21 protein-coding genes and 1 tRNA gene are annotated in these 26185 nt (G+C 65.8%); 12 read left to right on the top strand and 10 right to left on the bottom strand.

Annotated features, from left to right (window positions below; genetic code table 11):
* Window positions 1-5 precede the first annotated feature (5 nt).
* From ACIDOCELLA78_RS83110 to pqqE, 6 genes are all read left to right on the top strand, one after another.
* Window positions 6-800 (top strand): xanthine dehydrogenase family protein subunit M, encoded by a 795-nt coding sequence (locus tag ACIDOCELLA78_RS83110; RefSeq protein ID WP_201727770.1) that lies wholly within the window; start codon window positions 6-8, stop codon window positions 798-800.
* Window positions 801-1018: 218 nt separating this feature from the next.
* Window positions 1019-1096, top strand: coding sequence for a pyrroloquinoline quinone precursor peptide PqqA (gene pqqA, locus ACIDOCELLA78_RS83115; protein ID WP_174504788.1), 78 nt, complete (start codon window positions 1019-1021; stop codon window positions 1094-1096).
* 58 nt (window positions 1097-1154) lie between these two features.
* Window positions 1155-2078: a pyrroloquinoline quinone biosynthesis protein PqqB gene (gene pqqB / locus ACIDOCELLA78_RS83120; protein WP_201727771.1), complete on the top strand. Its 924-nt coding sequence runs from the start codon at window positions 1155-1157 to the stop codon at window positions 2076-2078.
* Complete coding sequence (gene pqqC / locus ACIDOCELLA78_RS83125) at window positions 2075-2815, top strand: pyrroloquinoline-quinone synthase PqqC (RefSeq protein ID WP_201727772.1); 741 nt, start codon at window positions 2075-2077, stop codon at window positions 2813-2815. Before pqqB ends, pqqC begins: the two co-directional genes overlap by 4 nt.
* On the top strand, window positions 2812-3087 hold the full coding sequence (gene pqqD, locus ACIDOCELLA78_RS83130; RefSeq protein ID WP_201727773.1) for a pyrroloquinoline quinone biosynthesis peptide chaperone PqqD: 276 nt from the start codon (window positions 2812-2814) through the stop codon (window positions 3085-3087). Before pqqC ends, pqqD begins: the two co-directional genes overlap by 4 nt.
* Window positions 3084-4199: a pyrroloquinoline quinone biosynthesis protein PqqE gene (pqqE, locus tag ACIDOCELLA78_RS83135; RefSeq protein WP_201727774.1), complete on the top strand. Its 1116-nt coding sequence runs from the start codon at window positions 3084-3086 to the stop codon at window positions 4197-4199. The genes pqqD and pqqE overlap by 4 nt, the downstream gene beginning before the upstream one ends.
* Here pqqE and rlmB read toward each other — a convergent pair.
* A complete protein-coding gene (gene rlmB, locus ACIDOCELLA78_RS83140) occupies window positions 4181-5011 on the bottom strand; it encodes a 23S rRNA (guanosine(2251)-2'-O)-methyltransferase RlmB (protein ID WP_201727775.1) in 831 nt (276 codons plus the stop codon). The genes pqqE and rlmB overlap by 19 nt on opposite strands.
* Window positions 5012-5076: 65 nt before the next feature.
* On the opposite strand from rlmB, the gene ACIDOCELLA78_RS83145 reads away from it, so the two are divergent.
* Window positions 5077-5162 (top strand) — tRNA-Tyr (locus ACIDOCELLA78_RS83145).
* Window positions 5163-5239: 77 nt separating this feature from the next.
* Here ACIDOCELLA78_RS83145 and ACIDOCELLA78_RS83150 read toward each other — a convergent pair.
* Entirely contained in the window at window positions 5240-8338 is a 3099-nt protein-coding gene (locus ACIDOCELLA78_RS83150) for an AsmA-like C-terminal region-containing protein (protein WP_201727776.1), read from the bottom strand.
* 13 nt (window positions 8339-8351) lie between these two features.
* Window positions 8352-8963 carry a bifunctional nicotinamidase/pyrazinamidase gene (gene pncA / locus ACIDOCELLA78_RS83155; RefSeq protein ID WP_201727777.1) on the bottom strand — a complete coding sequence of 204 codons (612 nt, stop codon included), beginning with the start codon at window positions 8961-8963 and terminating at the stop codon, window positions 8352-8354.
* Between the two features lie 126 nt (window positions 8964-9089).
* Between pncA and ACIDOCELLA78_RS83160 the strand changes: the two genes are divergently transcribed.
* Both ACIDOCELLA78_RS83160 and ACIDOCELLA78_RS83165 read left to right on the top strand, forming a co-directional pair.
* Window positions 9090-9842 (top strand): SDR family oxidoreductase, encoded by a 753-nt coding sequence (locus tag ACIDOCELLA78_RS83160; protein ID WP_201727778.1) that lies wholly within the window; start codon window positions 9090-9092, stop codon window positions 9840-9842.
* A gap of 11 nt (window positions 9843-9853) precedes the next feature.
* Entirely contained in the window at window positions 9854-11635 is a 1782-nt protein-coding gene (locus ACIDOCELLA78_RS83165; protein WP_201727779.1) for an IlvD/Edd family dehydratase, read from the top strand.
* An 88-nt stretch (window positions 11636-11723) separates the two neighbouring features.
* Here the strand turns inward: ACIDOCELLA78_RS83165 and ACIDOCELLA78_RS83170 are convergent, their stop codons facing one another.
* The 5 genes from ACIDOCELLA78_RS83170 to ACIDOCELLA78_RS83190 all read right to left on the bottom strand — a co-directional run bounded on the left by ACIDOCELLA78_RS83170 (window position 11724) and on the right by ACIDOCELLA78_RS83190 (window position 18669).
* Window positions 11724-12518 (bottom strand): YiiX/YebB-like N1pC/P60 family cysteine hydrolase, encoded by a 795-nt coding sequence (locus ACIDOCELLA78_RS83170; RefSeq protein WP_201727780.1) that lies wholly within the window; start codon window positions 12516-12518, stop codon window positions 11724-11726.
* A 132-nt stretch (window positions 12519-12650) separates the two neighbouring features.
* Window positions 12651-13064 (bottom strand): Cu(I)-responsive transcriptional regulator, encoded by a 414-nt coding sequence (gene cueR / locus ACIDOCELLA78_RS83175; RefSeq protein WP_201727781.1) that lies wholly within the window; start codon window positions 13062-13064, stop codon window positions 12651-12653.
* 25 nt (window positions 13065-13089) lie between these two features.
* A complete protein-coding gene (locus ACIDOCELLA78_RS83180; RefSeq protein ID WP_201727782.1) occupies window positions 13090-16152 on the bottom strand; it encodes an efflux RND transporter permease subunit in 3063 nt (1020 codons plus the stop codon).
* Window positions 16153-16159: 7 nt separating this feature from the next.
* A complete protein-coding gene (locus ACIDOCELLA78_RS83185) occupies window positions 16160-17344 on the bottom strand; it encodes an efflux RND transporter periplasmic adaptor subunit (protein WP_201727783.1) in 1185 nt (394 codons plus the stop codon).
* Window positions 17341-18669, bottom strand: coding sequence for an efflux transporter outer membrane subunit (locus tag ACIDOCELLA78_RS83190; protein WP_249675078.1), 1329 nt, complete (start codon window positions 18667-18669; stop codon window positions 17341-17343). Before ACIDOCELLA78_RS83190 ends, ACIDOCELLA78_RS83185 begins: the two co-directional genes overlap by 4 nt.
* Before the next feature lie 827 nt (window positions 18670-19496).
* On the opposite strand from ACIDOCELLA78_RS83190, the gene ACIDOCELLA78_RS83195 reads away from it, so the two are divergent.
* Both ACIDOCELLA78_RS83195 and ACIDOCELLA78_RS83200 read left to right on the top strand, forming a co-directional pair.
* A complete protein-coding gene (locus tag ACIDOCELLA78_RS83195; protein WP_249675057.1) occupies window positions 19497-19733 on the top strand; it encodes a TetR/AcrR family transcriptional regulator C-terminal domain-containing protein in 237 nt (78 codons plus the stop codon).
* 130 nt (window positions 19734-19863) lie between these two features.
* Complete coding sequence (locus ACIDOCELLA78_RS83200) at window positions 19864-21195, top strand: glycosyltransferase family 1 protein (protein ID WP_249675059.1); 1332 nt, start codon at window positions 19864-19866, stop codon at window positions 21193-21195.
* 17 nt (window positions 21196-21212) lie between these two features.
* Here the strand turns inward: ACIDOCELLA78_RS83200 and ACIDOCELLA78_RS83205 are convergent, their stop codons facing one another.
* On the bottom strand, window positions 21213-21788 hold the full coding sequence (locus tag ACIDOCELLA78_RS83205) for an FkbM family methyltransferase (RefSeq protein WP_201727819.1): 576 nt from the start codon (window positions 21786-21788) through the stop codon (window positions 21213-21215).
* 158 nt (window positions 21789-21946) lie between these two features.
* Between ACIDOCELLA78_RS83205 and ACIDOCELLA78_RS83210 the strand changes: the two genes are divergently transcribed.
* Entirely contained in the window at window positions 21947-23623 is a 1677-nt protein-coding gene (locus ACIDOCELLA78_RS83210; protein ID WP_201727475.1) for an IS1634 family transposase, read from the top strand.
* Between the two features lie 33 nt (window positions 23624-23656).
* Here ACIDOCELLA78_RS83210 and ACIDOCELLA78_RS83215 read toward each other — a convergent pair whose 3' ends face one another.
* Entirely contained in the window at window positions 23657-25681 is a 2025-nt protein-coding gene (locus ACIDOCELLA78_RS83215) for a type I polyketide synthase (protein ID WP_307850861.1), read from the bottom strand.
* Between the last annotated feature and the right edge of the window lie 504 nt (window positions 25682-26185).

The raw sequence follows: 26185 nt of genomic DNA on the forward strand, positions 1-26185 counted from the left end.
ACGCAATGTACGATTTCAATTATCAGAAACCGGCCGCGATCGACGACGCGGTCAAGGCGCTGGGGAGCGATCCCGAGGCCAAGGCGCTTGCCGGCGGCATGACCTTCATCCCCGTGCTCAAGCAGCGGCTGGCCAAGCCGAGCACGGTGGTCGATCTCGCCGGGCTCGGGCTCTCCGGCATCCGCCGCGAGGGCAATGCGCTGGTCATCAAGGCGATGACCACGCATCGCGAGGTGGCCAATTCGAAGGACGTGGCCGACGCGATCCCGGCGCTGGCGCATCTGGCCAGCCATATCGGCGACCGGCAGGTTCGCTATCGCGGCACGATGGGCGGCTCCCTGGCCAATAACGACCCTTCCGCGTGCTATCCTTCGGCCGTGCTCGCCCTCGGCGCCACGATCCGCACGACCCGGCGCGAAATCGCCGCGGATGACTATTTCCAGGGCATGTTCACGACGGCGCTCGAACCGGATGAACTGATCGTCGAGGTCTCCTTCCCGATTCCGGAAAAGGCCGCGTATGAAAAATTCCCCAACCCGGCGTCGCGCTATGCGATGGTTGGCGTGTTCGTGGCGAAGACCGCCGGTGGCGTCCGCCTCGCCGTGACCGGTGCCGGCAACAACGGCGTGTTCCGCCATACCGCGATGGAGCAGGCGCTCTCGGCCAGTTTCTCACCGGACGCGATTCGCGACGTGAAGACGCCTGAAGGCGACATGAACAGCGACATCCATGCGAGTGCGGCCTATCGCGCGCATCTCGTGGGGGTGATGGCCCGCCGCGCGGTTGCGGCCTGCGGCTGAGCGTCTTCGGGACGTGATCGGAAAAGGGCGGCCTTCGGCCGCCCTTTTTTGTGCGGTCATTGCCGGCCAGGTGCTGTCCCGTTTTGTCACAACCGGGCGTGACCGGCCTTTCCCCACTTGCGTCCTATTCGACATGTCGTATTGTCACGTCACTTCGCATCTCGCGGAGACAAAAGCGGAAAACGCATCCCTATCACAACGATCCAGGAGACAAATCCATGTGGACCAAGCCGAAGCTCGTCGAAATCGCCGTTGGCACCGAAATCAACTGCTACGCCTGCGCTGATCTCGGCTGATCTGAACCAAGGCACCGGAACCGATGCGTTGCGCCGGTTCCGGTGAACTCCCGAATCGATGAAACTGATCATTCTCGGTGCCGCTGCCGGAGGCGGATTTCCGCAGTGGAACTGCGCCTGCGCCAATTGCGCGCGCGCCCGGCGCGGTGATCCTGCGGCACGGCCCCGTACCCAGGCGGCTCTCGCCGTCAGCGTCAACAATTCCGATTACGTGATCTTCAACGCCTCGCCCGATCTGCGCGAACAGATCCTGGCGACGCCAGCGCTGCAGCCCCGTTCAGGCCTGCGCGACAGCCCGATCGCCGCGGCCGTGCTGACGGGCGGGGATGTGGATTTCACCGCCGGCCTGCTCAATCTGCGCGAAGGCCATCGGTTCGCCCTGTATGCCGGGCGCCGGATTCTCGATCTGATCGAGGACAGCAAGATATTTCGTGTGCTCGATGGCGGGCTGGTGCCGCGCCGCGAACTGCCGGTCGACATGCCGACCCGGCTCGCGGATGGCATGGGGCGGGATCTGGGCATGACGGTCGAAGCCTTCGTGGTGCCAGGCAAGGTGGCACTTTACGCCGAGGATGCCAGCCGGACGGATTTCGGCTCCTCCGAGGGCGATACGATCGGCCTGCGCATCGCCGATGATGCGGGCAAGGCGTTCTTCTACATTCCCGGCTGCGCCCGGGTTTCGGCGGATGTGGCCGCCCGGGTGCGCGGCGCCGGGCTCGTGCTGTTCGACGGCACGCTCTGGCGCGACAACGAGATGATCGAGGCGGGACTGCTGCCCAAGACCGGCGCGCGGATGGGGCATATCAGCGTCAGCGGGCCGGAAGGTTCGATCGCCGCCTTCGCCGGGCTCGATGTTGGGCGGAAAGTGTTCGTTCATGTCAATAACAGCAACCCGATGATCCTCGACGATACGCCCGAACGGGCCGAGGCCGAGCGCGCCGGCTGGACCGTGGCGCATGACGGGATGGAGATCGAGCTATGACCGTGCTGCTGAGCCCCGATGAGCTGGAAGCGGCGCTGCGCGCCGTGGGCGCCGCGCGATACCACAACCGCCATCCGTTTCATCAGCTTCTGCACGGTGGCAAGCTGGACAAGCGCCAGGTGCAGGCCTGGGCGCTCAACCGCTATTGTTACCAGGCGGCGATCCCGATCAAGGACGCCGCGCTGATGGCCCGCACCGACGATGCCGAGCTGCGCCGGGTCTGGCGGCAGCGGCTTGTCGATCATGACGGCACTGCGCCGGGCGAGGGCGGCATCGTCCGCTGGCTGGCCCTGGCCGAGGGGCTCGGGCTCGATCGCGATACGGTGGTGAGCGAGCGCCGCGCCCTGCCGGCGACCCGCTTTGCCGTGCGCGCCTATGTCGATTTCGTGCGCGACCGTTCGCTGCTGGAGGCAGTGGCCTCTTCGCTGACGGAAATGTTCTCGCCGACGATCATTTCCGAACGCGTCTCGGGCATGCTCGCGAATTACGATTTCATCACCAGGGAAACCCTGGCCTATTTCAACGCGCGCCTGGATCAGGCGCCGCGCGACGCCGATTTCGCGCTCGACTATGTCAAGCGCCATGCCCGCACGCCCGAACAGCAGCAGCAGGCGATCGCGGCGCTCACCTTCAAGTGCGACGTGCTCTGGGCGCAGCTCGACGCCCTGCACCATGCCTATGTCAGCCCCGGCCTGATCCCGCCCGGCGCGTTCGGTCACGAAGGCGTCTGGTCGTGATCCTGACCGAGGCCAGCGTGCCCCGGCTGCCGCGGCATGTCCGGTTCCGGTTCGATGCGGCGCGCAACTGCCACGTTCTGCTCGCCCCCGAGCTGGTCATCATGCCGGATGCGATCGCCGTCGCCATTCTCGAGGCCGTCGATGGCGCGGCGAGTGTCGGCGGCATCGCCGACATTCTGGCGGCCCGCTACGAGGCGCCGCGCGACGCGGTGCTTGCCGACTGCATCGAGATGCTCAACGATCTGGCGAAAAAGGGGATGATCGCGGCATGAACGATCTTGCACCCGCGGCGGTGAAGCGCGCGGCCGTCGCGCCGCCGATGGCGATCATGATGGAGCTGACCCATCGCTGCCCGCTGAAATGCCCGTACTGCTCCAACCCGCTCGCCATGGACCGCGCCCGCGAGGAGATGGACACGGCGACGTGGATGCGCGTGATCAGCGAGGCCGCGGCGCTCGGCGCGTTGCAGGGGCATTTTTCCGGCGGCGAGCCGATGGTGCGTGACGATCTGGCGCAGCTTGTCCAGCACGCGCATCGCGAAGGGCTCTACACCAATCTGATCACCTCCGCCGTCCTGCTCGACCAGCAGAAGATGCACGCGCTGGCCGAGGCCGGGCTGGATCATGTCCAGATCAGTTTTCAGGGGGCCGAGAGCGGCATCGCCGATCACGTCGCTGGGCTACGCAACGCCCATGTCAAGAAGCTCGCCGCGGCCAGGCTCGTGCGCGATGCCGGCCTCGCGCTCACGGTCAATGCGGTGATGCACCGCCAGAACCTGCACCAGTTGCCCGCCATGCTGGATCTCGCGGTCGAGGCCGGCGCCCAGCGCATCGAGGTGGCGCATGTGCAATATTACGGCTGGGCGCTCAAGAACCGCGCCGCACTGATCCCGACGCGCGCCCAGCTCGACGAGGCGACCCGCATCGTGGACGACGCCCGCAAGCGGCTCGAAGGCGTTCTGAACATCGATTACGTCGTTCCCGACTATTACGCCTCGCGCCCCAAATCATGCATGAGCGGCTGGGCGAGGCGGTTCTTCAACGTCACGCCATCGGGCAAGGTGCTGCCCTGCCACGCCGCCGAGACGATCGGCCATCTGCGGTTCGACACGGTGCAGGAAAAGCCGCTCGCCGAAATCTGGCTGCATTCGGAAGCCTTCAACGCCTATCGTGGCACTGACTGGATGCCGGCGCCCTGCAAGGGGTGCGATCGCGCCGAGATCGACTGGGGAGGCTGCCGCTGCCAGGCGCTGGCCATCACCGGCGATGCGGGCGCGACCGACCCGGCCTGCGGCCTGTCCCCCCATCATGACATGATGCTGAACCTCGCGGTCGAGGAAAGTGCCGCCGGCAGCGAAACCTTCGTCTACCGGATGATTTCGTAGAGCGCGACGGCCGCCGCCGCCGACACGTTCAGGCTTTCCATCCCGCCCGGCATCGGCAGCGAGACCAGCTCGTCGCAGGTTTCGCGGGTGAGACGCCGCAGACCTTCGCCCTCTGCGCCGAGAACGAGGGCCGCCCGCCTGCCGCCCAGCGCGTCGCGCGAGAGGAACGACGCGCCGGCGGCGTCGAGCCCCATCACCCAGAGCCCCGCGGCCTTCAGCGCGATCAGCGCCCGCGCGATGTTGACCGTCCGCAGCAGGGGCATGCGCTCCAGCGCGCCGGATGCCGCCTTGGCGAGCGCGCCGCCTTCCTCGGGCGCGTTGCGCTCCTGCGCGATGACCATCGCCGCCCCGAAGGCCTGCGCCGAGCGCAGGATGGCGCCGACATTGCGCGGATCGGTGATCTGATCGAGCACGAGCACCGGCCCGGGGCGCTTCAGGGCGTCCGCCAGGGTGGGGGCGACCAGCGGGTCGGTCTGCAAGGCGATTCCCTGATGCACGATTCCGCGGCCCAGCATGTGTTCCAGCCGGTCGCGCTCAACCCGTTCGGGCTGGATGGCCCAGGGTTGCGGCAACCGGGCGGCAAGCGTCGCTTCCCCCTCTTCCGTCACCAGCAGCCGCCGCAGCCGGCGCGCCGGGTTCGCCAGCGCCGCCTCGACGGGGTGAAGCCCGTAGAGCCAGAAGCCGCCGCCGGGCGCCTGCGGGCGCCGCTCGCGCGCGTTGTCGCCATGGCCGCGCCCATGTGGCGGGGTTGTGCGATTTTGCTTGTGCGTCCGCCCGCCGCGCGGGTGTGACTGAGGGTCGCGTCTGTCCATGGCGGCTCTCTAGCGTGCGCGGGGCGCTGTTGACAACGCTGGCCTGATCGAAGATTACGGGCGGCGGAGAGGTGCCCGAGTGGCTAAAGGGGGCGGACTGTAAATCCGCTGGCGCACGCCTACGTTGGTTCGAATCCAACCCTCTCCACCACTCTCTGGAAATTCGATTATTGTGGGTTCGGTTCGGCGAGCGGCGATGCTTGCTGGCCGGCCCGGCGCATGCGTGCGCTATCGCGGCGGCGGGGCGGCTGGGCCGGGTTTGGCCGCGGCGAGGGCGTGGCGAATCCAGAAGATGCCCTTGGCGATGTCGACGCGCCGCTTCGGATGTGAGGTCGGGCCGCTGATATCGATCGACAGTTCGGGGCCGGGCTTCGCATCGGGACTCGTCGGATGGACGGCGAGTTCGAGCTCGACCCGATCCCCGACGAGATCGAGGTGACCATTTGCGCTCATGCTTCCGGCCGGCCCGCTGAGGGCGGCATGGTCGAGCCGGATCGTGCGGTCGCCAAGCGTCGCGGTCAGGTTGAGCAGGCTGAAAGCCGAGTGCCCCGCACTGAGGGCGGACCGCAGCATGTGAGACGCCGCGATCATGCCGATCGGGTGCGGCGCGCGGGTCGCCGCGGCGAGGGCCTGGCCCGCGGCCGCGAGGTTCAGCCCGCGCAGCGAAATGTCATGGCTGGTTGCCGTCACGCTGCCGCTCAGCGTGTGCAGCCAGGCGGGGCGTTCATCCCCCTGCGCCATCAGATCGGCTCCGATATCGAGGGTTCCGCCGGCAAGCGGCAGGTCGAGCCCGTGAGATGCCGCGAGGGCGGCGATCGCTTGCGAGTCCCCGCCGGCAAGCCGGGCACGCAGGCTGAGCGTCGGCGGCGTGCTGCCCGAGGCGCCGGTGAGAACGGCCCGGCCGGAGAGCTTGCCGCCGGCGAATCCGGCGCTGCCGATATCGATCGACAGATGCGGCGCCAGCTTTCCCTGGTCGAGCCTGATCCCGAAATCCGCCCGCCGGGCGAGCGTCTCGCCGTAACGCTCGATCCGCGCGGCGGTCAGACGCGGCATGTCGATCCGCATATCACTGCCAAGGGCGGCGTGCGCCAGCTCGATCAGCATGGCGGGGGCGGGAAGCGGCAGCGTGTCGGCCGTCATCCGGCCGAAGATCCGCCTGGGGCCATGCGCCGTGTCGACATCCACCCGGCCGGAGAGGGTGAGCGCGCCGAGCGAGGCGACAAAATCCGAGAGGCCGAAGCCGCCGGGCGTCACGTATCCGGCCGCGCTGAGACTGGCCGAACCCGGGCCCGGCCAGCCCAGCCCCTGGCGCTCGCCAAGCAGGCTGGCGCCGCCGAGGCTGAGGATCAGCCGTGCTGCGTTCGGCGCGCGGACCGCGAGCGATCCGGCGGCGGTGCCGGCGGCAAGATCGATCCTGGGGCGCGCCGCCGCGCGCACCATGCCGATGCGCAACCGGATATGCGTCGCCAAGGCGTCGGGCCTGCCGTCCGCCAGGGCCGTGAGCGAGAAATCGTGCCGGAATGCGGGATGATTGTCCCATGCGGCCGGCAGTCCGAACGCCTTCGCCAGGGTCGTCGCCTCCCGGCTTGCGTCCGGCCCGGCCAGAAACAGGCGGGTTCTGACGATCTCGCCATCCGCCTTGCGCAGTCCCCGCCCGATCAGCAGCGCGCCTCCCATGCGCAGGGTCGCGAGACGGATATGAAGACCGCCCCCCGCCGCCTTGTCGCGCAGGCTGGCGTCGATCCTGAGATCGCGTCCAACCACCCGCGAAGATTCGTTCGGTCGACGGGCTGGCGTTTCCAGCGCTCCCACGGCGATCCGCACCGGCCCGGCATAGCGTGGTGCCGGATCGGAGAGCGTCGCCAGCAGATCCTGGACCATCGTCTGGTCAAGGGTGAGCCGGTCGAGGTCGATCCGGGCGGCGATGCGCGTTGCCTGGCCGGGCGACGGGGTCAGGCGCAAGGCGGCGGTGAAGCCGGTCAGGGCCGGCCCCATCGCCACATGGCCGGCGACATCGTCGAGCGCCAGCGTGCCGCCGGGCGTAACGCTCGCCAGGCCAGTGGCGTCGAGCCGGCCCGCGTTTCCGGGCCATGCGGGCAGATAGGGCAGTTGATGCCGCAAGATGGCGAGCGTTGCCGCGGGGTCTTGCGCCTGCAGTGTGAAATGTCCGTTCAGGGCTGGCGACATTTCGCCGGAAAATCCGAGTCTCGCCTGCCCTGGCAGCGGAGCGGACAGAAGCTGCGCCCGCAGCGAGGCATCATCGGCGAGCAACGAGCCGCGGGCGGCGTTGACCGGCAGCCCGGAGAGCGTGCCGGAGACGTCGAGCGCGGCGGCGACCGGCAGCTGACGCCGCAAGCGGGAGACCAGGCCGGCGGCCAGATCGAGGTCGACTCCCGTCGCCCGGGCGGTCACCCGCAGCAGCGGCGCGGGCGCGAGGGCGAGCACGGTATCTCCGACCGCCCGCATCGCTCCCGCTCGCAGGGTGACGTCATCGAGCCGGACCTGCTGTCCGGTCGCGGCGAGTCTTGCCGTGATGTCGAACGGCGCGGCGGATGCCTTCAGTGCCGGCAGCAGGCCGGCCACGGCGGTCTTGTCGGCTTTCGCCTCCAAGGCGCCGGCCAGGAAACTGTCATGGCCGAGCGTGCCGTGGAACATCAGCTCGGCATGGCCGTCGCCGCGGAGCTTGAGCGTGGCGGTCACCGGCGCCGGCCCGGTGCTGCCGGTATCGTCGATATCGAGCGTCATCGCCGCCTCGACGCCGCCGATCCGCATCGTGCCGCCGGCGGCGATCACCGCGCGCGGGCCGCCGGTGAAGATCGACAGATTGGCGTGGTCGAGCCGCAGCGGGCCGACATGGAACGTGCCGTCATCGATGGTGGCGTGCAGCGAGCCGAGCCAGGGCGGCGGCGCGATCGCGCCAGCGCCGCCGGGCAGCGGCCATGGCAGGTTGATGTCCGGCCGGCGCAGGGTCAGCCTGTGGGCGCGAAGCCGGCCGAACAGCAGCGGGCCTGGAGAGAGTTCGAGCTTGAGAACCGAGGCGGTCGCCTGCGCGCCGTGCGGGCCGCCGATGATCACGTCCTCCGCCACCAGTTGCGGATCGGGCAGCAGCGAGAGGGTGATCCGCCCCTCGATGAACACCGGCCGGCCGACGACGTGGCTGGCCAGACGTTCGATCGCGCCACGATGGTAATTCCCCGAGACCAGAAGCGGGCCGAAAACCGCGGCGAGCCCGAGCAGCGCGATCAGCCCGATCGCGGCGGCGGCCAGAACGCCCCGCCGGCGCGCGGCCCGCTGCCTCTTGCGCCGGAAATCGCCGTCTTCGTCCATGTCTCCGCTGGTATCAGACCGAAGCGACCCGCGCCACGCCGGCCGCCATCATCGCCTGCCATGACGCCGCCAGAGATCCCTCAAGGTCGATTCCCCGGCAGGCCGGCTCGATCACCCGCGCCTCCAGCCCGAACCGCCGCGCATCCAGCGCTGACCAGGCGACGCAGTAATCGGTCGCGAGGCCGCAGAGATCGACCCGTTCGATGCCGCGCGCGGCGAGCCACCCGTCGAGGCCCGTGCGGGTTGTGCGATCGGCTTCGAGGAAGGCGGAATAGGAGTCGATCAGCCGGTTCGATCCCTTGCGCTGGATCATCGCGGCATGGGGAACGTGAAGATCGCGATGCAGCGCGGCGCCGGCAGTGTCCATCACGCAGTGATCCGGCCAGAGCACCTGCGGCCCGTAGGCGAGGGGGATCGTCCCGAACGGGTCCTGTCCCGGGTGCTGGCTGGCGAAGGAGACGTGATTGGCGGGATGCCAGTCCTGCGTGATCACCACGGTCTGGTAATGCCGCGCGAGCGCGTTGATCACCGGCACCACCGCATCGCCATCGGGCACGGCCAGCGCGCCGCCGGCGCAGAAATCCGCCTGAACATCGATGACGACAAGGGCCGTGCGGGAATCCATCGGCGGAGAATAGCCGGCATGGGGCTGCCGAGATAGAGGGCGTGACGGTTGCCGAGGATGTCCGTTATCGGTAATAATCAAATTGCTGGCGGAAGGCGGGCAACACTGCGGGGAGGCAACGATAAAATGGCACATTTCGGGCGGGTTGCGGGAAAGACTGCGCTGGTGACCGCCGCGGGGCAGGGCATTGGCCGTGCCATTTCCGAGGTGCTGGTGCGCGAGGGAGCGCGGGTGATCGCGACCGATCGCGATCCGGAGGCTCTCGCGGGCCTTGCCGGCGCCGAGACGACGCGGCTCGATGTGCTGGACGATGCCGCGATCCGCGCGCTTTCGGCTTCGCTCGGCCGGGTCGACATCCTGGTGAACGCGGCCGGCCATGTGGCGCACGGGTCGGTGCTCGACTGCTCGGACAGCGACTGGACGTTTTCATTCGATCTGAACGTGACGGCGATGTTCCACATGATCCGCGCGTTCCTGCCGGGCATGCTGGAGGGCGGCGGCGGTTCGATCGTCAACATCGCCTCCGCCGCCGGATCGATCAAGGGTGTGCCCAACCGCTTCGCCTATGGCGCGTCGAAGGCCGCCGTGGTCGGGCTGACCAAATCGGTCGCGGCGGACTACGTGACGCGGGGTGTGCGCTGCAATGCGATCTGCCCCGGAACCGTGGAAAGCCCGTCGCTGCGCGGGCGCATCGCCGCGCTTGCCGCGTCCCGCGGTGTCGGTGAGACGGTCATCGAGGCCGAATTCGTCGCCCGGCAGCCGATGGGCCGGCTCGGCACGCCGGAGGAGATCGCCTCGCTCGCCCTTTATCTAGCGTCCGATGAATCCCGCTTCACCACAGGCGTCGCCCATGTGATCGACGGCGGCTGGTCGAACTGAAGGAACATGCCATGAGCAGCACCCCGAAACGTCTCCGTTCCACAGAGTGGTTCGACAATCCCGGCAATCCGGGGATGACGGCGCTCTATCTCGAACGCTACCTCAATTACGGGCTGACGCGCGAGGAGCTGCAATCGGGCAAGCCGATCATCGGCATCGCGCAGACCGGCAGCGACCTTTCGCCCTGCAACCGCCATCATCTCGAACTCGCCAGGCGCGTTGCCGATGGCATCCGTGCCGCCGGGGGCGTGCCGATCGAGTTTCCGGTGCATCCGATCCAGGAAACCGGCAAGCGGCCGACCGCCGCGCTCGACCGCAATCTGGCCTATCTCGGCCTTGTCGAGGTGCTTTACGGCTACCCGCTGGACGGCGTGGTGCTGACCACGGGCTGCGACAAGACCACGCCGGCGATGCTGATGGGGGCCGCGACGGTTGATCTGCCTGCCATCGTGCTGTCTGGCGGGCCGATGCTGGACGGGCATTTCGAGGGCGAGCTGGTCGGCTCCGGCACCGTCGTGTGGGAGGCGCGCCGGCGGCTCGCCGCCGGCGAGCTCGACTACGACAAGTTCATCGACATGGTGGCCGGCTCGGCGCCGAGCGTCGGCCATTGCAACACGATGGGCACCGCATCCTCGATGAACGCGATGGCCGAGGCGCTCGGCATGTCGCTGCCCGGCTGCGCCGCCATTCCCGGCCCCTATCGGGAGCGCGCGCAGATCGCCTATGAAACCGGCAAGCGCATCGTCGCGATGGTGCACGAGGATCTGCGGCCATCTAAGATCCTGACCCGCGAGGCGTTCGAGAATGCCATTGTCTGCGCTTCGGCGATCGGCGCCTCGACCAACTGCCCGCCGCATGTCATCGCGATCGCGCGGCATATCGGCGTCGAACTCGACATCGGGGACTGGGACCGGATCGGCTACGAGATCCCGCTTCTGGTCAACATGATGCCGGCGGGCAAGTATCTCGGCGAATCCTATTATCGCGCGGGTGGGCTGCCGGCGGTAATTGGCGAGCTGATCCGCCAGGGCAAATTCCACGCCGACGCGCTGACCGTCAGCGGCCGCAGCATGGGCGAGGAGAATGCGGGCAAGCGCAGCGCCGATGCCGACGTGATCCGCGGCTTCGACGACCCGCTGGCCGAGCACGCCGGCTTCGCCGTGCTGAGCGGTAATCTGTTTTCCAGCGCGATCATGAAGACCTCGGTGATTTCAGAGGAGTTTCGCAATCGCTACATGCGCCGCCCCGGCGACGAGGACGCGTTCGAGGGCCGCGCGATCGTCTTCGAGGGGCCGGAGGACTATCACCACCGGATCAACGATCCCGCCCTGAATATCGATGAAAACTGCATCCTGGTGATCCGCAATTGCGGGCCGATCGGCTATCCCGGCTCGGCCGAAGTGGTGAACATGCTGCCGCCCGATGCGCTGGTCCGCCAGGGCGTGAACCAGCTCCCCTGCATTGGCGATGGCCGGCAGTCCGGCACGTCGGGCAGCCCTTCGATCCTGAACGCCTCGCCGGAATCGGCGGTCGGCGGCGGGCTCGCGCTGCTGCGAACCGGCGATGTCATTCGCGTCGATCTCAAGGATCGCAGCGCCAACATCCTGATCGAAGAGGCGGAACTCGCGGCGCGGCGGGCGGCGTTGTCACTGCCCGATCTGGTGAACCAGACGCCGTGGCAGGAAATCCATCGCCGGTTCACCGGCCAGCTCGAAACCGGCGCGGTGCTGGAGAACGCGCCGCAATATCAGCGCGTCGCCGAACGTTTCGGTGTGCCGCGCGACAATCACTGAACACACCGCTGAAGCCGCTCGGGGCCGGTTCCCGGCGGCTTCAGGACCGTGGAGCGCGACATTCGACCCGGAAGGATCGGAACACGCTCTATCGCCAGAGGTGGCGCCCCGCGCCATCCGGCCCCCGCAGCGCCTGCCGCGCGGCTTCGAGCGCGGCAGGCCCGCCGGCCAGAGAGGGTTTCACCACCTCGAAATAGGGCGAAACATCGAAATCCCGCGGCACGAAAAGCTGATGGTCGCGCACGCGCAGGATTTCGGCGACGCAGACGTCGCAGTCATGGGCGTGCGAGCCGTGCGGGCCGGTCATCGGCAGGATCGGATAAAGGACCGTGTGGAACGCCTGCGCTACCAGCGTCGAACAGATCGCCCGTGTCGGGTCGCCGGCGCCGAAGGCGATGAGCCTGCGGCGCAGATGCACCGGAACCGGCGGAATCGGGATCATGTAGCGCAGCAGGTCGAACACGTTTCTCAGATCATACTGCGCGCCGAGGCGCGAGAGGGTGTAATCGATCACCCTCTGCCGTTCGTTTTCCGACAGGCCGACGGGCCGGCAGATCCGCAGATGGTAATCCCGGAAGGCTTCGAGCCCGACCAGCCGCACGCCTTCCACCACGTCGGCTTCGACGAAGCAGGGTTCTGGCGGCTCGGCCGGGTTGCGGCGGCGCAGCCCGACATAGAGCGCCACATGCGACCAGGTGGACTGGGTGAGATATTTGATGGCGATGCTGAACCGGCTGTGCCCTTCGACCAGCACGACATCTCCGGGCTCGAGGCATGAGGCGAGCAGCGCGACATCGGTGGCCGGGGCGATGGCGTGCTGATGGGCGGGGGCGGAGAGAAACCGCGCGAGCCGCCCGCCGATCCATCCGGCGATCCGGTTCATCGCCCGTGTAATCCCGCTGCGCCGTGTCGGATCAAACGTCGTTCTCCCGGTGGCCGTGTCGTGCCGGCTTCGCACGCACGATCATAAGCCGAGGTCAGGAGGGGAGGCAAAGGCGCCGCGCGGGAACGGGCGTCAGTCTCCGGGGCTCGCCAGTTCGTCGAGGATCGGGCAATCCGGCCGGTCGCTCCCCTCGCAGCTATGGACCAGGTGGCGCAACTGTGCGCTCATCGCCTGCAAGGCCGTCACCTTGGCGTCGAGCGCGGCGATATGGGCGACGGCGATGGCGCGCACCTCGCGCGAGGGACGGTTGCGATCCCGCCAGAGCGAGAGCAGCGCCCGTATGTCGGCGATGCTGAAGCCGAGATCGCGCGACCGGTGGATGAAGCCCAGCTCATGCACCAGCGCCGCGTCATAAAACCGGTAGTTGTTGGTCTCGCCGCGCAGGGGCGGCGCGATCAGGCCGATCCGCTCGTAATGGCGGATCATCTTGGCCGAAACGCCGCTCAGCGCCGCGGCTTCGCCGATGGTGATCCCGGTTCCGGTCATGTCGCCAATCCCTGGCAGGAGGAGGTCAGCCGGGGCTGACCTCTTCTTCCGTGCGATGCTTCTGCCCAACCACCATGTAGACCGCCGGCAGCACGAACAGCGTGAACAGCGTGCCGATCGACAGGCCGGCGGCGATCACCATGCCCATGTTGAACCGCGCCGCGGCACCGGCGCCGCTCGCGATGATCAGCGGCAGAACGCCGAGCACCATTGCGGCCGTCGTCATCAGGATCGGCCGCAGCCGGATGCCGACCGCGTGCTCGATCGCCTCGCGCTTGGTCATGCCGGCGAGCTGCGCCTCGTTCGCCACCTCGACGATGAGGATGCCGTGCTTGCTGATCAGGCCCATCAGCGTGACGAGGCCGACCTCGGTATAGATGTTCAGGCTGAGCCCGAAGCCGAGATAGATGAAGATCAGCGCGCCGACGACCGCCATCGGCACCGACACGAGAATGATCAGCGGATCGGTGAACGAATTGAACAGCGCGGCGAGGGCGAGGAAAATCACGATCACCGCGAAGCCGAACGTGGCCAGGAAGCCGCCCTGCTGCTGGATGAACTGGCGCATCGGCCCGCCGTAATCGACATCATAGCCGCTCGGCAGGTCTTTCGCGGCGATCTGCTGCAAGACTTTCACCGCCTCGCCGGTGGAGACGCCGGGAGCCGCGACGCCCTGGATGGTGGCGGCGTTGAGTTGCTGGAAGTGATTGACCGATTCCGGGATCACCTCGTTGCGGATCGTCGCGATCGCGCCGAGCGGGATCGGCACGCCGTTGATGTTGGCCACCGGATAGTCGAGCAGCTGCGACACGTTCAGCCGGCTCTTCTGGCCCACCTGCGGAATGACCTTGTAGGAGCGGTTGTCGAGGCTGAAATAATTGACGTAGAGCCCCCCGAGGGCCTGGGCCATCGCCGCGCCCACCTGGCTCATGTCCAGACCGAGCGTTGCCGCCTTGGCGCGGTTGATGACGACCGTGGCCTGCGGCTGGTCGATCTTCAGGTCGCTTTGCAGGAAGATGAACTTGCCGGTCTTGAGAGCGGCGCCGAGCACTTTCTGCGCCACGCCGTTGAGCGTGCTGAACGGATCGGTGGTCTTGATGACGAACTGCACCGGCAGGCCCTGCGAGCCGGGCAGCGGCGGCGGCTGGAACGCGACGATCTGCTGACCGGCAATCCCTTCGGCCGCCTGTTTCTGGATTTCGTTCTGCAGCAGGGTCGAATTCGTCGTCCGGTCCGTCCATGGCTTCAGCACCATGCCGGAAATCGCGAAGGTCGGCGTTTCGAACTGGAACGTATGCCCGACGGATTTGTGCGACATCATCAGCCGGTTCAGCTCGCGGTCCCAGAGCAGCTTCTGCTGCAGCGTGGCGTTCGGCGCCGAGGTCGAGGACAGGATCACCACCCCCTGGTCTTCCTGCGGGGCGAGTTCGCTTTTCGCCCCCGTCGCCAGGAAGTAGATGCTGCCGAGAACGATGGCGCCGAAGGTGAGCGTGACCGGCAGGGTCCGCAGGCTGCCCCGCAGCATCCGCATGTAGCGCCGATGCACCGCGTTGAAGAGGCGGTCGATGAAGTGAACCAGTCTTGCCTCCCAGTCGGTGCCATCGCGCGGGATGTGGTGCAGCAGGCGCGAGGAGAGCATGGGCGACAGGGTGAGGGCGATGATCGCCGAAACCGTCACCGCCGAGACAAGGGTGAAGGCGAACTCGGTGAACAGTGCGCCGGTCAGGCCGGACTGAAAGCCGATCGGCACATAGACCGCGGCGAGAACGACCGTCATCGCGACGATCGGGCTGGCCAGTTCGGCGGCGGCGTTGATCGCCGCGTGCAGTTTGGTCTCGCCATTGTCGAGATGGCGGTTGACGTTCTCGACGACGATGATCGCGTCGTCCACCACCAGCCCGATCGCAAGGACGAGGGCAAGCAGGGTGAGCAGGTTGATCGAGAAGCCGAGCATCAGCATCGCCGCGAAGGTGCCGATCAGCGACAGCGGAATCGCGATCACGGGGATGAACACCGATCGCGGCGTGCCGAGAAAGGCGAACACCACCAGCACCACGATCAGCAGGGCCTCGATGAGTGCGGCGACCACCTCGTGGATCGACGCGTTCACGAAGGCGGCGGAGTTATAGACGATCGCGCCGTCCAGCCCCGCCGGCAACTGTTTCCTGATTTCCGGAAAGCGCGTCTCGACGCCGCGGATCACCGACAGCAGGTTGGCGGAGGGGGCGACCTGGATGCCGATATAGACACCCGGCTTGCCGTCGAACGCAACTTCGGATTCATAGCTGTCCGAGCCGAGCTGCACCCGCGCGACATCGCCGAGGCGCACGATCGCGCTCCCCGACTGCTTGACGATCAGGCGACGAAACGCCGCGGCGCTGTGCAACGAGGTCGATGCCGTCAGCGTGTCCTGCGTCATCGCGCCCTTGGTGCTGCCGAGCGCGCTGATGAAGTCGTTGCCGGCAAGGGCGTTGTAGACGGTGGTGGCGGTCAGCCCGTAGGCGGCGAGCTTCGCGGGCTCGAGCCAGATCCGCATCGCGAAGTTCTGCGCGCCGAGAATTTCCGCGGTCTGCACGCCCGGCACCGATTGCAGCTGCGGCTGGACGACGCGGGTGAGATAGTCGGTCACCTGGTTCGGCGAAAGCACCTTGCTCTTGAAGCCGATATACATCGCGTCGAGCTGCTGGCCGACCTGCAGCTTGAGCTGCGGCTGCTGCGTGCCCGAGGGGAGCTGGTTGAGCACCGACTGGATCTGCGCCTGGATTTCGGTCAGCGCCTTGTCGGGATTGTAGTTCAGGATGAGATAGACCTTGATCGTGCTGGTCGAGGTCTGGCTCTGCGATGTCATGTAGTCGATGCCGTTGACCTGGGCGATCGCGTGCTCGATCGGCGTGGTCACGAAACCGGCGATCGTGTTCGGATCGGCCCCCGGATAGCTGGTGGTGATGGTGATGGTGGCGTTCTCGGTCTTCGGATATTCGAGCACCGGAAGCCCGCCGAGCGCGCGCAGCCCGAGCACGAGGATCGCGGCGCTGACCACGATCGACAGCACCGGGCGGCGGATGAAGAGTGTCGTGAGATTTTTCATGGCGCGCTTATTCGTTCGGCACCGAGGGGTTCGGCAGGTTCTGCGGCAGGATCTTGTTGTTGATCGCCACCGGCGTGCCGTTCTTCAGCTTCACCTGCCCCGCGACGACGACCTCCTCGCCCGGCTTGACGCCCTTGAGCACCGCGACCTGATCGCCCCTTGTCTGCCCGAGTGTGACAAAGACCTGCTCGGCGGACTTGCCGGTCTTGCTCTGCTTGTCATGTTTCACGAGAAACACCGTGTCGCCGTAGGGATTATAGGCGATCGCGGTCTTGGGCAGGGTGATCTCGGTTCTGGGCGCGCCGATATCGATGCTGACCCGCGCGAACATTCCGGGCCGCAATTCGTCATGCGGATTGGTCAGCACCGCGCGAATCTGGATCATCCGCGTCGCGGTGCCAACCGCCGAGTCGAGCGCCGTGACCTTGCCGCTGAAAACGATGCCGGGGAATCCATCCACCGTCACCTCGACCTTCATGCCGGGATGGATCGTCCTCAGAGCGGTCTGCGGCAGGTAGAAATCCACCGCGATCGGATCGAGCTGCTCCAGCGTTCCGATCGCCGTGCCGGCGGCGAGGAATTCGCCGACATTCACGGCGCGAATGCCGATCCGCCCTGAGAAGGGGGCGTAGATCTTCTTCTCCCGCATCAGCACTTTCTGGCTTCGCACCTGCGCTTCCGCGCTGGCGAGGTTCGCCCGGTCGGTATCGACCGTCTGCGCGCTGACCGCGCGCGCCTGATATTGCGCGAGATCGCGGCGATAGGTGATGCCGTCGAGCTTCGCTGTCGCCTCGAGTTGGGCGAGCACCTCGTCGTCATTGTTGGGGCGTAGTGTCAGCATCAGCTGCCCCTTCTTCACATCCTGGCCGGAGCGGAAATCGATCGTGTCGACGATGCCGGCGACCTGTGCCGAAAGTGCCGCGCCCTGCAGCGCCACGAGGCTGCCGGTGGCGTTTTCGGTGTCCTGGAACGGCGTCTGCTTCGCGACCATCGTCGCGACGGTCTGCGGCGGGTTCTTCAGCTTGGCGATGAACTTCGCGATCATCACGTCGCGGAACGCGCCGAAGCCGAAAATGGCGCCGAGCACCAGAGCCACGAGCACGAGCATCACGATCATGCGCAGCACGACCGAAGGTTTCTTCGCCTTGCGCGCGGGTGTTTCGCCGGTGGTTCCGGGGGTGGGCGCCGTCATGGCAATACTCCACAGCAGGTTTCGACTTGCTTCTTCACGTCTTGCCGGTGCCACCAGCCGCCGCCGAGCGACTGGAACAGCGCCGCCGTGTCGGCATAGCGCTGGGCGGTGGCCTTGATGCGGTTGATCGCCGCGGTCTCGTAGGTCTGCTCGGCGGTCAGCACCGAGGTATAGGGGACGCCGCCGAGGCGGAACTGGCGCTCGACAAGGTCGAGGCTGCGCCGCGCGTCCTGTTCGGCGGCGGTGTCCGCGGCGAGGGCGATCGCGTCGTAATGCAGCGCCTCCAGCGTGTCGGCCACGTTCTGGAAGGCGAGCACCACGGTGTTCTCATAGGTCTCGGCTGCGGCCTTCATGGTCGCGACCGCGGCGCGGCGTTTGCTGAGCAGCGTTCCGCCCTCGAAGAGCGGCTGGGTGAGTCCGGCGGCGAGGTTCCAGATCAGCGTCTGCGGCGCGAACAGGGCCTGGCCGTTCAGCGCTTCGTGGCCGATGCCGGCCGACAGGGTGATTTGCGGCAGCATGTTCGCGGTGGCGACGCCAACAAGCGCCGTGTCCTGGTGCAGCACCGCAGCGGCCTCGCGAATATCCGGCCGCTGCCGCACCAGCGCGGAGGGCAGGCTCACCGGTAGCCGACCTGGCAGCGTCAGGTCGGCGAGGGTGAAATCGGCCATGTGAAACTGGCTTGGGGCCACGCCGTCATAGGCGGCGAGCTGGTCGCGGCTCTGGGCGAGCTGCTTGCGCAGGGGCGGCAGCGTCGCCTCGGTCTGGGCCAGTTGCGTCCGTTGTGTGAGGGCGTTCGTCTCGGGAATGCCGCCGAGTGCCACCTGGCGGTCGAGAATGTCCAGCAGCCGCTTCTCCGCCTGGATGATCTTTTTCGTCGCGGCGATCTGCGCCGTCAGCGACGCTTCGGTCACCGAGGCGGTCACGATGTTCGCGGTCAGCGAAAGATAGGCGGCCTCGAGCGCGAAGCGCTGCTGCTCGGCCTGGGCGCGCAGGCTCTCTACCTGCCGGCGCGTGGCGCCGAACATGTCGGGCGCATAGGAAACCGCTACCGAGGCGTTGCGCAGCGCGTAGGTCGCGTTGGCGCCGCCGGAGCCGACCGCGGTCGTTCCCAGCGCGCTGCGCAGCCGTTCCGCCTGGAAACTGCCGGACACCGAGGGGAAAAATCCGCCTTCGGTCGCCCGCGTGCTCTCGCGCGCGGCGAGGAGGGTATCCTGCGCGGCTTTGAGGCTCGGGTTGTTGGCGAGCGCGCCGCGGATCAGCGCGTCCAGACGCGGTGAATGAAACAGCTCCCACCACGCCCCGGCGACTTTCCGCCCGACCGCCAGATCCTGCGCCGCGCCGCCCTTGCCGCTGGTCGCGGCGGTCCGGTGGGGCAGGGGGTGGAGGTGTAGCCGCGCAGCGCCGGGGGCGCGGGCTGATGATAATCGGGCCCGACCGCGCAGCCGGCGAGCAGCGCGGTGCCAAACAGGGCCGTTGCCAGCCCGGCACGGCGACGCATCGGAGTAACAGTGGACTTCATGATATATGACACCTGTCGCGCGCTGCCTGTCTGGTCCGGTTTGGCCGCGAGCAAGCGCGCAAGAGCCTCCTTGATGGATGTCTGGAAACTATCGAGTTTCCTGCCGATACGTCAAGATGCGCGGAGCGGAAGTTTTTCGTGTTGAAATCGGCGGTCTTTCTTGCGAATTGAGAGTTCAGCGAGGAACCGACCGATGAACATTGTCACGAAAGTCTGCCGCCGGCGCGATACCGCCGATTCGGCGCGACAGCGGCGGGACGCGCTGATCGAAACGGCTGAGCGGATATTCCTGCGGAAAGGCTATCACGCCACGACGATGGACGACATTGCCGCCGAGGCCGGGATGTCGAAGCGGACGCTCTATCAGCTTGTCGAATCGAAGGAGGATCTGTTCACCGCCCTTCTCGAACGCCGCCGCCGCCCGCTCGATGTGTCCGGCATCGAAACCGAGGGCCGCGCGGTGGAGGACGTGCTGAACGACATGATCCGGCTCTGGGCCCATCATGTCATGAGCCCGTCGATCATCGCCCTCGCGCGCCTGATCATGGCGGAATACATGCATGGCCGAACCCTGTCGCGCCTGCTCGACCGCGAGGGCGCCAAACCCTGCCGCGATGCCTGCGCGACTATTTCGTGGCCTGCAATGCACGCGGCGATCTCGCCATCGACGATCCCGAGGAGACCGCGCACATGCTCTACGGCATGGCGATCGGAAACATCCACATCGAAATGCTGCTCGGCATCGGCAAGACGCGCACCCGCACGGAAATCGACGCCCGCATCGCCCGCGCGGTGACACTGTTTCTCGACGGGGCACGCGCCGCGCGCGAATGCGCAACGCCGGGCCGCGAAACTCTGGCGGGCGGCTGAAGCGTTTCCCGCCGCGCATTGCTTCACGCGGGTCGCATGCCGGGCATGGCGCCATCCGGCCGATCGGGGTATCGGTGTTAAACCTATCCGTTACCACATCTGACCGGACATCACGAGGACCTTGACGAGCGTGAGTGCGACACCCCCGGATGCCAGCGCGGCGCCCCCTGCCAAGACAATCATGATCGACGGCCGCAATCTCGACCTCGAACGCGGCACCGGTGTTGCGACCTATGCGCGCAATCTGAGCTACTGCATCCGCGATCTCGGCTATCGGGTGGGTGTGCTTTACGGGAACAAGCCGTCCGCCAAAATGAGCCCGGCCATGAAGGAGATTGCGTTCTTCGACACTTACCAGCCGCGAATATCCCCGCTCACCCAGGCCTGGAAAGACGTGTTGAACTGGGGGCGTGCGAGGATTGGCTTCTCCGCCACCCAGGTGCCGATGAGCGGCCTCGTGATCGCGGATTCCTTCGCCTCCCGTCTGCCCTATTTCGACGCCATTCATAACAGCCCGGATCTGTTCCGCGTTTCGCACGCGAATTTCAGCCGTTCCGCGCCGCTGCGCCGGGTGCAGTTCGAGGCGCCGCCGGATTTGATGCACTGGACCTACCCCTTGCCGCTGCATGCGCGGGGGATTCCCAATGTCTATACCCTGCACGATCTCGTGCCGCTGCGCCTTCCGCACACGACGCTGGACAACAAGCGGCGCTATTTCCGCCTGGTGTCCGCGATCTGTGAGCGGGCGGACCATATCGTCACCGTTTCGGAATCGTCGAAGGCCGATATCATCCAGCTGTTCGGGGTTTCGCCCTCGCGGGTGACGAACACCTACCAGTCCGTCTACGTGCCCGAGGCCTATCTCAACCGCCCGGCTGAGGCGGTTGCGCGGGAGCTGGAGGGCATATTCGGCCTTGAATATCGCAAATACTATCTGTTCTGGGGCTCGATCGAGCCCAAGAAGAATATCGGCCGGATGATCGAGGCCTATCTCTCAAGCGGCGTGCCCACGCCGCTGGTGATTGTCGGCGCGCAGGCGTGGAAATCGGAGCATGAACTCAAGCTCCTGGAAGACCTGCAGACGGGGACGGGGCGGCGCAACAACATCATCCGCCTGAACTACGTGCCGTTCGCGCTGCTGATGACGCTGATTGCCGGCGCGCGGGCGGCGCTGTTTCCCTCGCTTTATGAAGGGTTCGGCCTGCCGGTGCTGGAGGCGATGCAACTCGGCACCCCGGTGATCACCTCGAACGCCGCTTCCCTGCCCGAGGTGGCGGGCGATGCCTGTGTGATGGTCAACCCCTATGAAACCAGGGCAATCGCCCGTGCCATCGCGATGGTCGATGGCGACGAGGCGCTGCGGGACGAGCTTGCGACGCGTGGCCTCCGGCAGGGGGCGTTGTTTTCGCCGGAGGCGCATGCGGGGCGGCTAAAAAATATCTATGATAAATTACTTAAATAAACACAAAACGAACCGAATCAATTTGGCAATAGTATTAGATCTGGCAATTTTTCATTATATTCAACGACTGCACCCGTAAACGGGTTGATTGCCGTATAATTTATCGACGAAATCACAGAGAACATATCAGCCGATTCTTCCAAAGAAAACCAATCAAACCATTCAATTTGGATAATCGGACGCCTTTTGACTAAAAAATCGCGCGATGCGCGTAATATCTCTTTATCGTATCCTTCACAATCAATTTTAATAAATGATAAAGACTCTGCTTCATCTTCCGTAAGGAATTTCTTGACAAAAGATTCAAGTGTATAGCCATGTGCTTTAAAGGAATATCCTGTTATTGATTTCAGTCTTTCCTGCAATTCATTTGAAAATGTGTCCGAAATGATTCCTCCATTACAATTCGCATTTCCGTGATCATTTATAACAATCTCGCAATCCGCGTCGGATATCGCTATACGAAGAGGAATAATATCGCATATATGAGAATTTAGCGCTGCGTTAATTTCTAACACTTTAAAAACATCTGGATTAGGCTCAATCGCGAAAACCTTACCTCTAGTATCTCCATTCTTGCCCGACTTAAACAGTCAAACCCGGAACGATACGGTATCGTAAGTTGAGATCTTTGATTTCACTCGAGATTTTCGTAGGCACGTCGGGATTTTGCAAAAACGTGGTGCTAAATAATTGCGTAAATTGCTTCTTTTAACTTGATTTATGATTGGTTTTCGGCTGCCAATTCGGCATGTTCGTGCGCGAGAAGCGAATCAACGGCTACAGCTACCTTTATCTGGTCGAGAGCGTCCGTGAGGACGGGCGCAGCAAGCAGCGCATCATCAAGAACCTGGGCCGGAAGGAAGTCGTCCTGGCCGATGGAGGTCTCGACCGCCTCGCCGCCTCGATCGCGCGCTATGCCGACCGTGCCTCGGTCCTGGCCCAGCTGGCGGCAGGCAATCCGGACGGGCTGAGCTGCAAGCGGATCGGCGCGCCGCTGTTGTTCGGCCGACTGTGGCAGGAGAGCGGGATCGCTGCTGTGTTCGAGGAGCTGCTGGCCGGGCGGCAGTTCGAGTTCCCGGTCGAGCGCGCGGTGTTCGCCACCGTGCTCCACCGGATCATGGTCTCGGGCTCGGATCGCGCCTGCGACAAATGGCTCGAGGATTACGACATTCCCGGCACCGAGGAGCTCGGCCTGCATCACCTCTACCGCGCCATGGCCTGGCTCGGCGAAGAGCTGCCGGACGAGGAACAGGGGGATGCCACGCCCTTTGCGCCACGGACGGTGAAGGATCTGGTGGAAGAGCGTCTCTTCGCCCGACGGCATGATCTGTTCACCGACCTCTCGGTCGTGTTCATGGACACCACCTCGCTGTATTTCGAAGGTGCCGGCGGCGAGACGCTGGGCGCGCGGGGCCACTCCAAGGATTACCGCCCACAGCTCGCGCAGATGATCCTCGGCGTGGTGATCGATCAGGACGGAAGGCCAATCTGCACCGAGATGTGGCCAGGAAACACCGCCGATGTCTCGGTGCTGGTGCCGGTGATCGACCGCCTGCGGTCGCGCTTCGGCATCGGCCGGGTCTGCGTCGTCGCCGATCGCGGCATGATCAGTGCCGCGACGATCGCCGCGCTGGAGGAGCGCGGGCTGGAATACGTGCTCGGCGCAAGGGAACGCACCGACCGCATCGTCCGCGAGGTGGTGCTGGCCGATGAGCGCCCCTACACCCCGCTCTGCCTCGAGCGCGCCGGTGGCGACGAGACCCAGCTCTTCATCAAGGAGGTCAAGGTCGCGGGCAAGCGCTATATCGTCTGCCGCAACGAGGCGGTGGCCATCGAAGAGGCCGAGACCAGGCGCAAGGTGGTCGCCGCCCTCGATCGTCAGCTGACGCGCGGCGATAAGGCGCTGATCGGCAACTCCGCCTATCGCCGCTTCCTGCGCCCGGTCAGTGACGCAAAGCCCGGCCGCAAGCACAAGCTGTTCGAGATCGACGCCGGCAAGCTCGCCGAGGAAGCCCGCTTCGACGGCGTCTTCGTGCTGCGCTCCAACGCCCGGATTTCACCGCTGCAGGCGGTGATCCGCTACCGGGACCTGCAGAATGTCGAACGGCTGTTCCGTGTCGCGAAGGCGACAATGCGCACCCGGCCAATCTACCATTCCTCCGACGCCGCCATCCGCGGCCACGTCTTCTGCTCGTTCCTCGCGCTGATCCTGCACCAGGCGCTCGACGAAAAACTCCGCCGGGCCGGCAAGCGCGTCGAATGGGCCGATCTCCTGCGTGATCTCGACCGCCTCCAGGAGGTCACCATCAGCAAGCGCGGGCAGCAGATCGTCCTGCGCACCCCAGCAACCAACTCGATCGGGCCGATCTTCAAGGCCGCCGGCGTCGCCCTGCCAGCCAACGTGCGAGACGCATCCGCTTCCTGATCCAAATCCTCCCGAAAGCCGCAGGGTGTGGTGCTAAGAAACCACGCGCCCACAATACATGGCTGTTTTCATTGGACTATTTTCAGGTCGCTGTTCAAGTCGGGCCTGGCTGCGCGCGACGATCACGCGGCAGGCTGCCTCGATATCCAGCGCGCCGGAGGCCCATGCCGCGGCGATCTCGCCGACGCTGTGTCCCATGGCCGCTTCCGCCGCGATGCCGAGTTCGCGCAGCCGCTTCGTGGTCGCGACCTGAAGGGCAAACAGCGCGGGCTGGGCAATCGCTGTATCCTCAAGCACGGACGTGTCGTCCGCGGCGAGGGCCGCGAGGATGTCAGGCCCCCCCTGCCGTCCGATCATCCGCCCGATTTCAGCGACGTCGCGTGCGAATGCCGGCCAGTTTCGCAACAGGCTGCGGCCCATTCCGGTCCATTGCGCGCCGTTGCCGGAATAGATGAAGGCGGTTCTCGCCGGGCGGGGGAGCGCCGCGCCGCGCACCACGCCGGGGGCGTTTGCGCCGGATGCAAAGGCGAGCAGGGCGGCGCGCTGGTCCTCGTCCTCGACATCGACGATGGCCAGCCGTTCGCGCAGCCAGTCGCGCCGGGTCCAGGCGGCATGGGCGATCCTGCCGCGATTCGGCGCCGTGCCGAGCAGTTCGGCGTATCGTCCGGCCAAGGCCCGCAAAGCCGCCGGATCCTGTGCCGAAAGGACGAGCGGCCGGGGCAGCCCGGCTGCCGGCTCGGGAGCGTCGCCGTGCGCATCCCCGCCCGCTTCAATGATCGCGTGGCCATTCACCCCGCCGAAGCCGAAGGAATTGACCGCGACCCGCCGCAGGCCCGCCGTCGGGAGAGCCTGCTGCTGACGCACAACGTCGAGCCCAAGCCCCTCGAAGTCGATGGCGCGGTTCAGTATCGCCGCGTGCAAGGTGGGCGGAACGGCGCCGTGCCGGGCCACCAGAAGCGCCTTGGCAAGACCGGCAATGCCGGCGGCCGCCTCCATATGGCCAAGATTGCTCTTGACCGAGCCGATGGGCAGGGGGCCGGTTCGCGTCTGCCCGTAAACCCTGCCGACCGCGCCAGCCTCGATCGGGTCGCCAACCTTGGTGCCGGTGCCGTGTGCTTCGAGATAATTGATTTGGTCGGGGGCAAGGCCGCTTTCGGTCAGAACCCGCCGCATCAGTTCTTCCTGGGCGGCGCCGCTCGGGATGGTCAGGCCGGTCTTGCGGGCGCCATCCGTATTCACGCCCGTCGCGCGGATGATGCCGAGAACACGGTCGCCATCCCGCTGTGCCTGGGCGAGCGGCTTGAGCATGAACATGCCGCCGCCCTCGGCGCGGACATAGCCGTCGCCCCCCTCGGCGAACGACCGGCAGCGGCCCCCGGCCGAAAGCATCGAGGCCTTGGTGAAGCCGATGAAAGGATAAGGGTGGAGCAGAAGATTGACGCCGCCGACGAGTGCGGCGCTGGCCTCACCGGTTTTCAGCGCAAGGCATGCCTGATGCAGCGCGACCAGCGATGAGGAGCATGCGGTGTCGACCGCGATGCTCGGTCCCCGCAGGTCAAGCACGTAGGAGATACGGTTTGCGGCAACGCTCATCGTGTTGCCGGTCATGGTGTGGGCTGTCAGCGTCGCCAGGTCGTCAACCAGTCGAACGCCATGATCGAGTCCGGAAATTCCGAGATAGACCGCGCAGTCAGTTCCCGCCATGCGCGACGGCGGAATCCCGGCATCCTCGAAGGCCTCCCAGGCCAGTTCAAGCAGCAATCGCTGCTGGGGGTCCATCAGTTCCGCTTCGCGCGGCGAAATGCCAAAAAACTGGGCATCGAACGCACCGACCCGCTCGATGACACCTGCGTTAAATGTGATGCTCCGTCCCGGCTCGTTGCGACGCGGATGCATCAGCAGCCCGACAGGCCACCGATCGTCACCGATCTCGGTTACGAGATCGCGTGCCTCGCACAAGGCGCGCCAGAGATCGTCGGCGCCACAAATTCCGCCGGGAAGGCGAAGCGACATGCCGACGATCGCAACCGAGGATACATCAGAAACTATGGCCGGCATTCACGAATTCTTGAACTCAATGATGAAACGCCCATGACAGTGTTGAAAAAAGAGAATACTCTTTCGTTTGACGTATTTTCTGTTCCTACAACAAAATCTTCAACATACATACTCTATATCCTGTCGTCGGACCAAGACGGCAAGAGGACTGCCAGAAACAAACCACCTGCGCGATCGCAGATCGGTTTCGTTGCGCCAACCAACATTCCCGGTGGACCTGGACCCAAATGCCTCCTCATCAAAGGATACCCGGTCATCGCAGCCGTTCCGATAGAGGCCCGGTAACATGATTAACACATTTCGATCATCGCGGCGACCGCTCTTGCGCGTGGATGAGGTTCAGTTAGAACCGGGGGCATGTTCGCCAGCGTGGTGGTTGGAAGGGATCATGTCGTCTTGCCGAAACCGAAGAGATGGTATTGCCAAATCCTGCGAGGCCCTTGCCCGGGAATGACCGTCCTATGATCGGCTCCTCTTTTCGCGCCCTCTCCCTCGCGCTCGGGG

Source organism: Acidocella sp. C78, assembly GCF_907164655.1.

Excerpts from the sequence above, each read along its gene's own strand:
- ACIDOCELLA78_RS83110 (WP_201727770.1), top strand. The coding sequence starts at position 6 with ATGTACGATTTCAATTATCAGAAACCGGCCGCGATCGACGACGCGGTC.
- pqqA (WP_174504788.1), top strand. The coding sequence starts at position 1,019 with ATGTGGACCAAGCCGAAGCTCGTCGAAATCGCCGTTGGCACCGAAATC.
- pqqB (WP_201727771.1), top strand. The coding sequence starts at position 1,155 with ATGAAACTGATCATTCTCGGTGCCGCTGCCGGAGGCGGATTTCCGCAG.
- pqqC (WP_201727772.1), top strand. The coding sequence starts at position 2,075 with ATGACCGTGCTGCTGAGCCCCGATGAGCTGGAAGCGGCGCTGCGCGCC.
- pqqE (WP_201727774.1), top strand. The coding sequence starts at position 3,084 with ATGAACGATCTTGCACCCGCGGCGGTGAAGCGCGCGGCCGTCGCGCCG.
- rlmB (WP_201727775.1), bottom strand. The coding sequence starts at position 5,011 with ATGGACAGACGCGACCCTCAGTCACACCCGCGCGGCGGGCGGACGCAC.
- ACIDOCELLA78_RS83150 (WP_201727776.1), bottom strand. The coding sequence starts at position 8,338 with ATGGACGAAGACGGCGATTTCCGGCGCAAGAGGCAGCGGGCCGCGCGC.
- pncA (WP_201727777.1), bottom strand. The coding sequence starts at position 8,963 with ATGGATTCCCGCACGGCCCTTGTCGTCATCGATGTTCAGGCGGATTTC.
- ACIDOCELLA78_RS83160 (WP_201727778.1), top strand. The coding sequence starts at position 9,090 with ATGGCACATTTCGGGCGGGTTGCGGGAAAGACTGCGCTGGTGACCGCC.
- ACIDOCELLA78_RS83165 (WP_201727779.1), top strand. The coding sequence starts at position 9,854 with ATGAGCAGCACCCCGAAACGTCTCCGTTCCACAGAGTGGTTCGACAAT.
- ACIDOCELLA78_RS83170 (WP_201727780.1), bottom strand. The coding sequence starts at position 12,518 with ATGAACCGGATCGCCGGATGGATCGGCGGGCGGCTCGCGCGGTTTCTC.
- cueR (WP_201727781.1), bottom strand. The coding sequence starts at position 13,064 with ATGACCGGAACCGGGATCACCATCGGCGAAGCCGCGGCGCTGAGCGGC.
- ACIDOCELLA78_RS83180 (WP_201727782.1), bottom strand. The coding sequence starts at position 16,152 with ATGAAAAATCTCACGACACTCTTCATCCGCCGCCCGGTGCTGTCGATC.
- ACIDOCELLA78_RS83185 (WP_201727783.1), bottom strand. The coding sequence starts at position 17,344 with ATGACGGCGCCCACCCCCGGAACCACCGGCGAAACACCCGCGCGCAAG.
- ACIDOCELLA78_RS83210 (WP_201727475.1), top strand. The coding sequence starts at position 21,947 with ATGTTCGTGCGCGAGAAGCGAATCAACGGCTACAGCTACCTTTATCTG.
- ACIDOCELLA78_RS83215 (WP_307850861.1), bottom strand. The coding sequence starts at position 25,681 with ATGCCGGCCATAGTTTCTGATGTATCCTCGGTTGCGATCGTCGGCATG.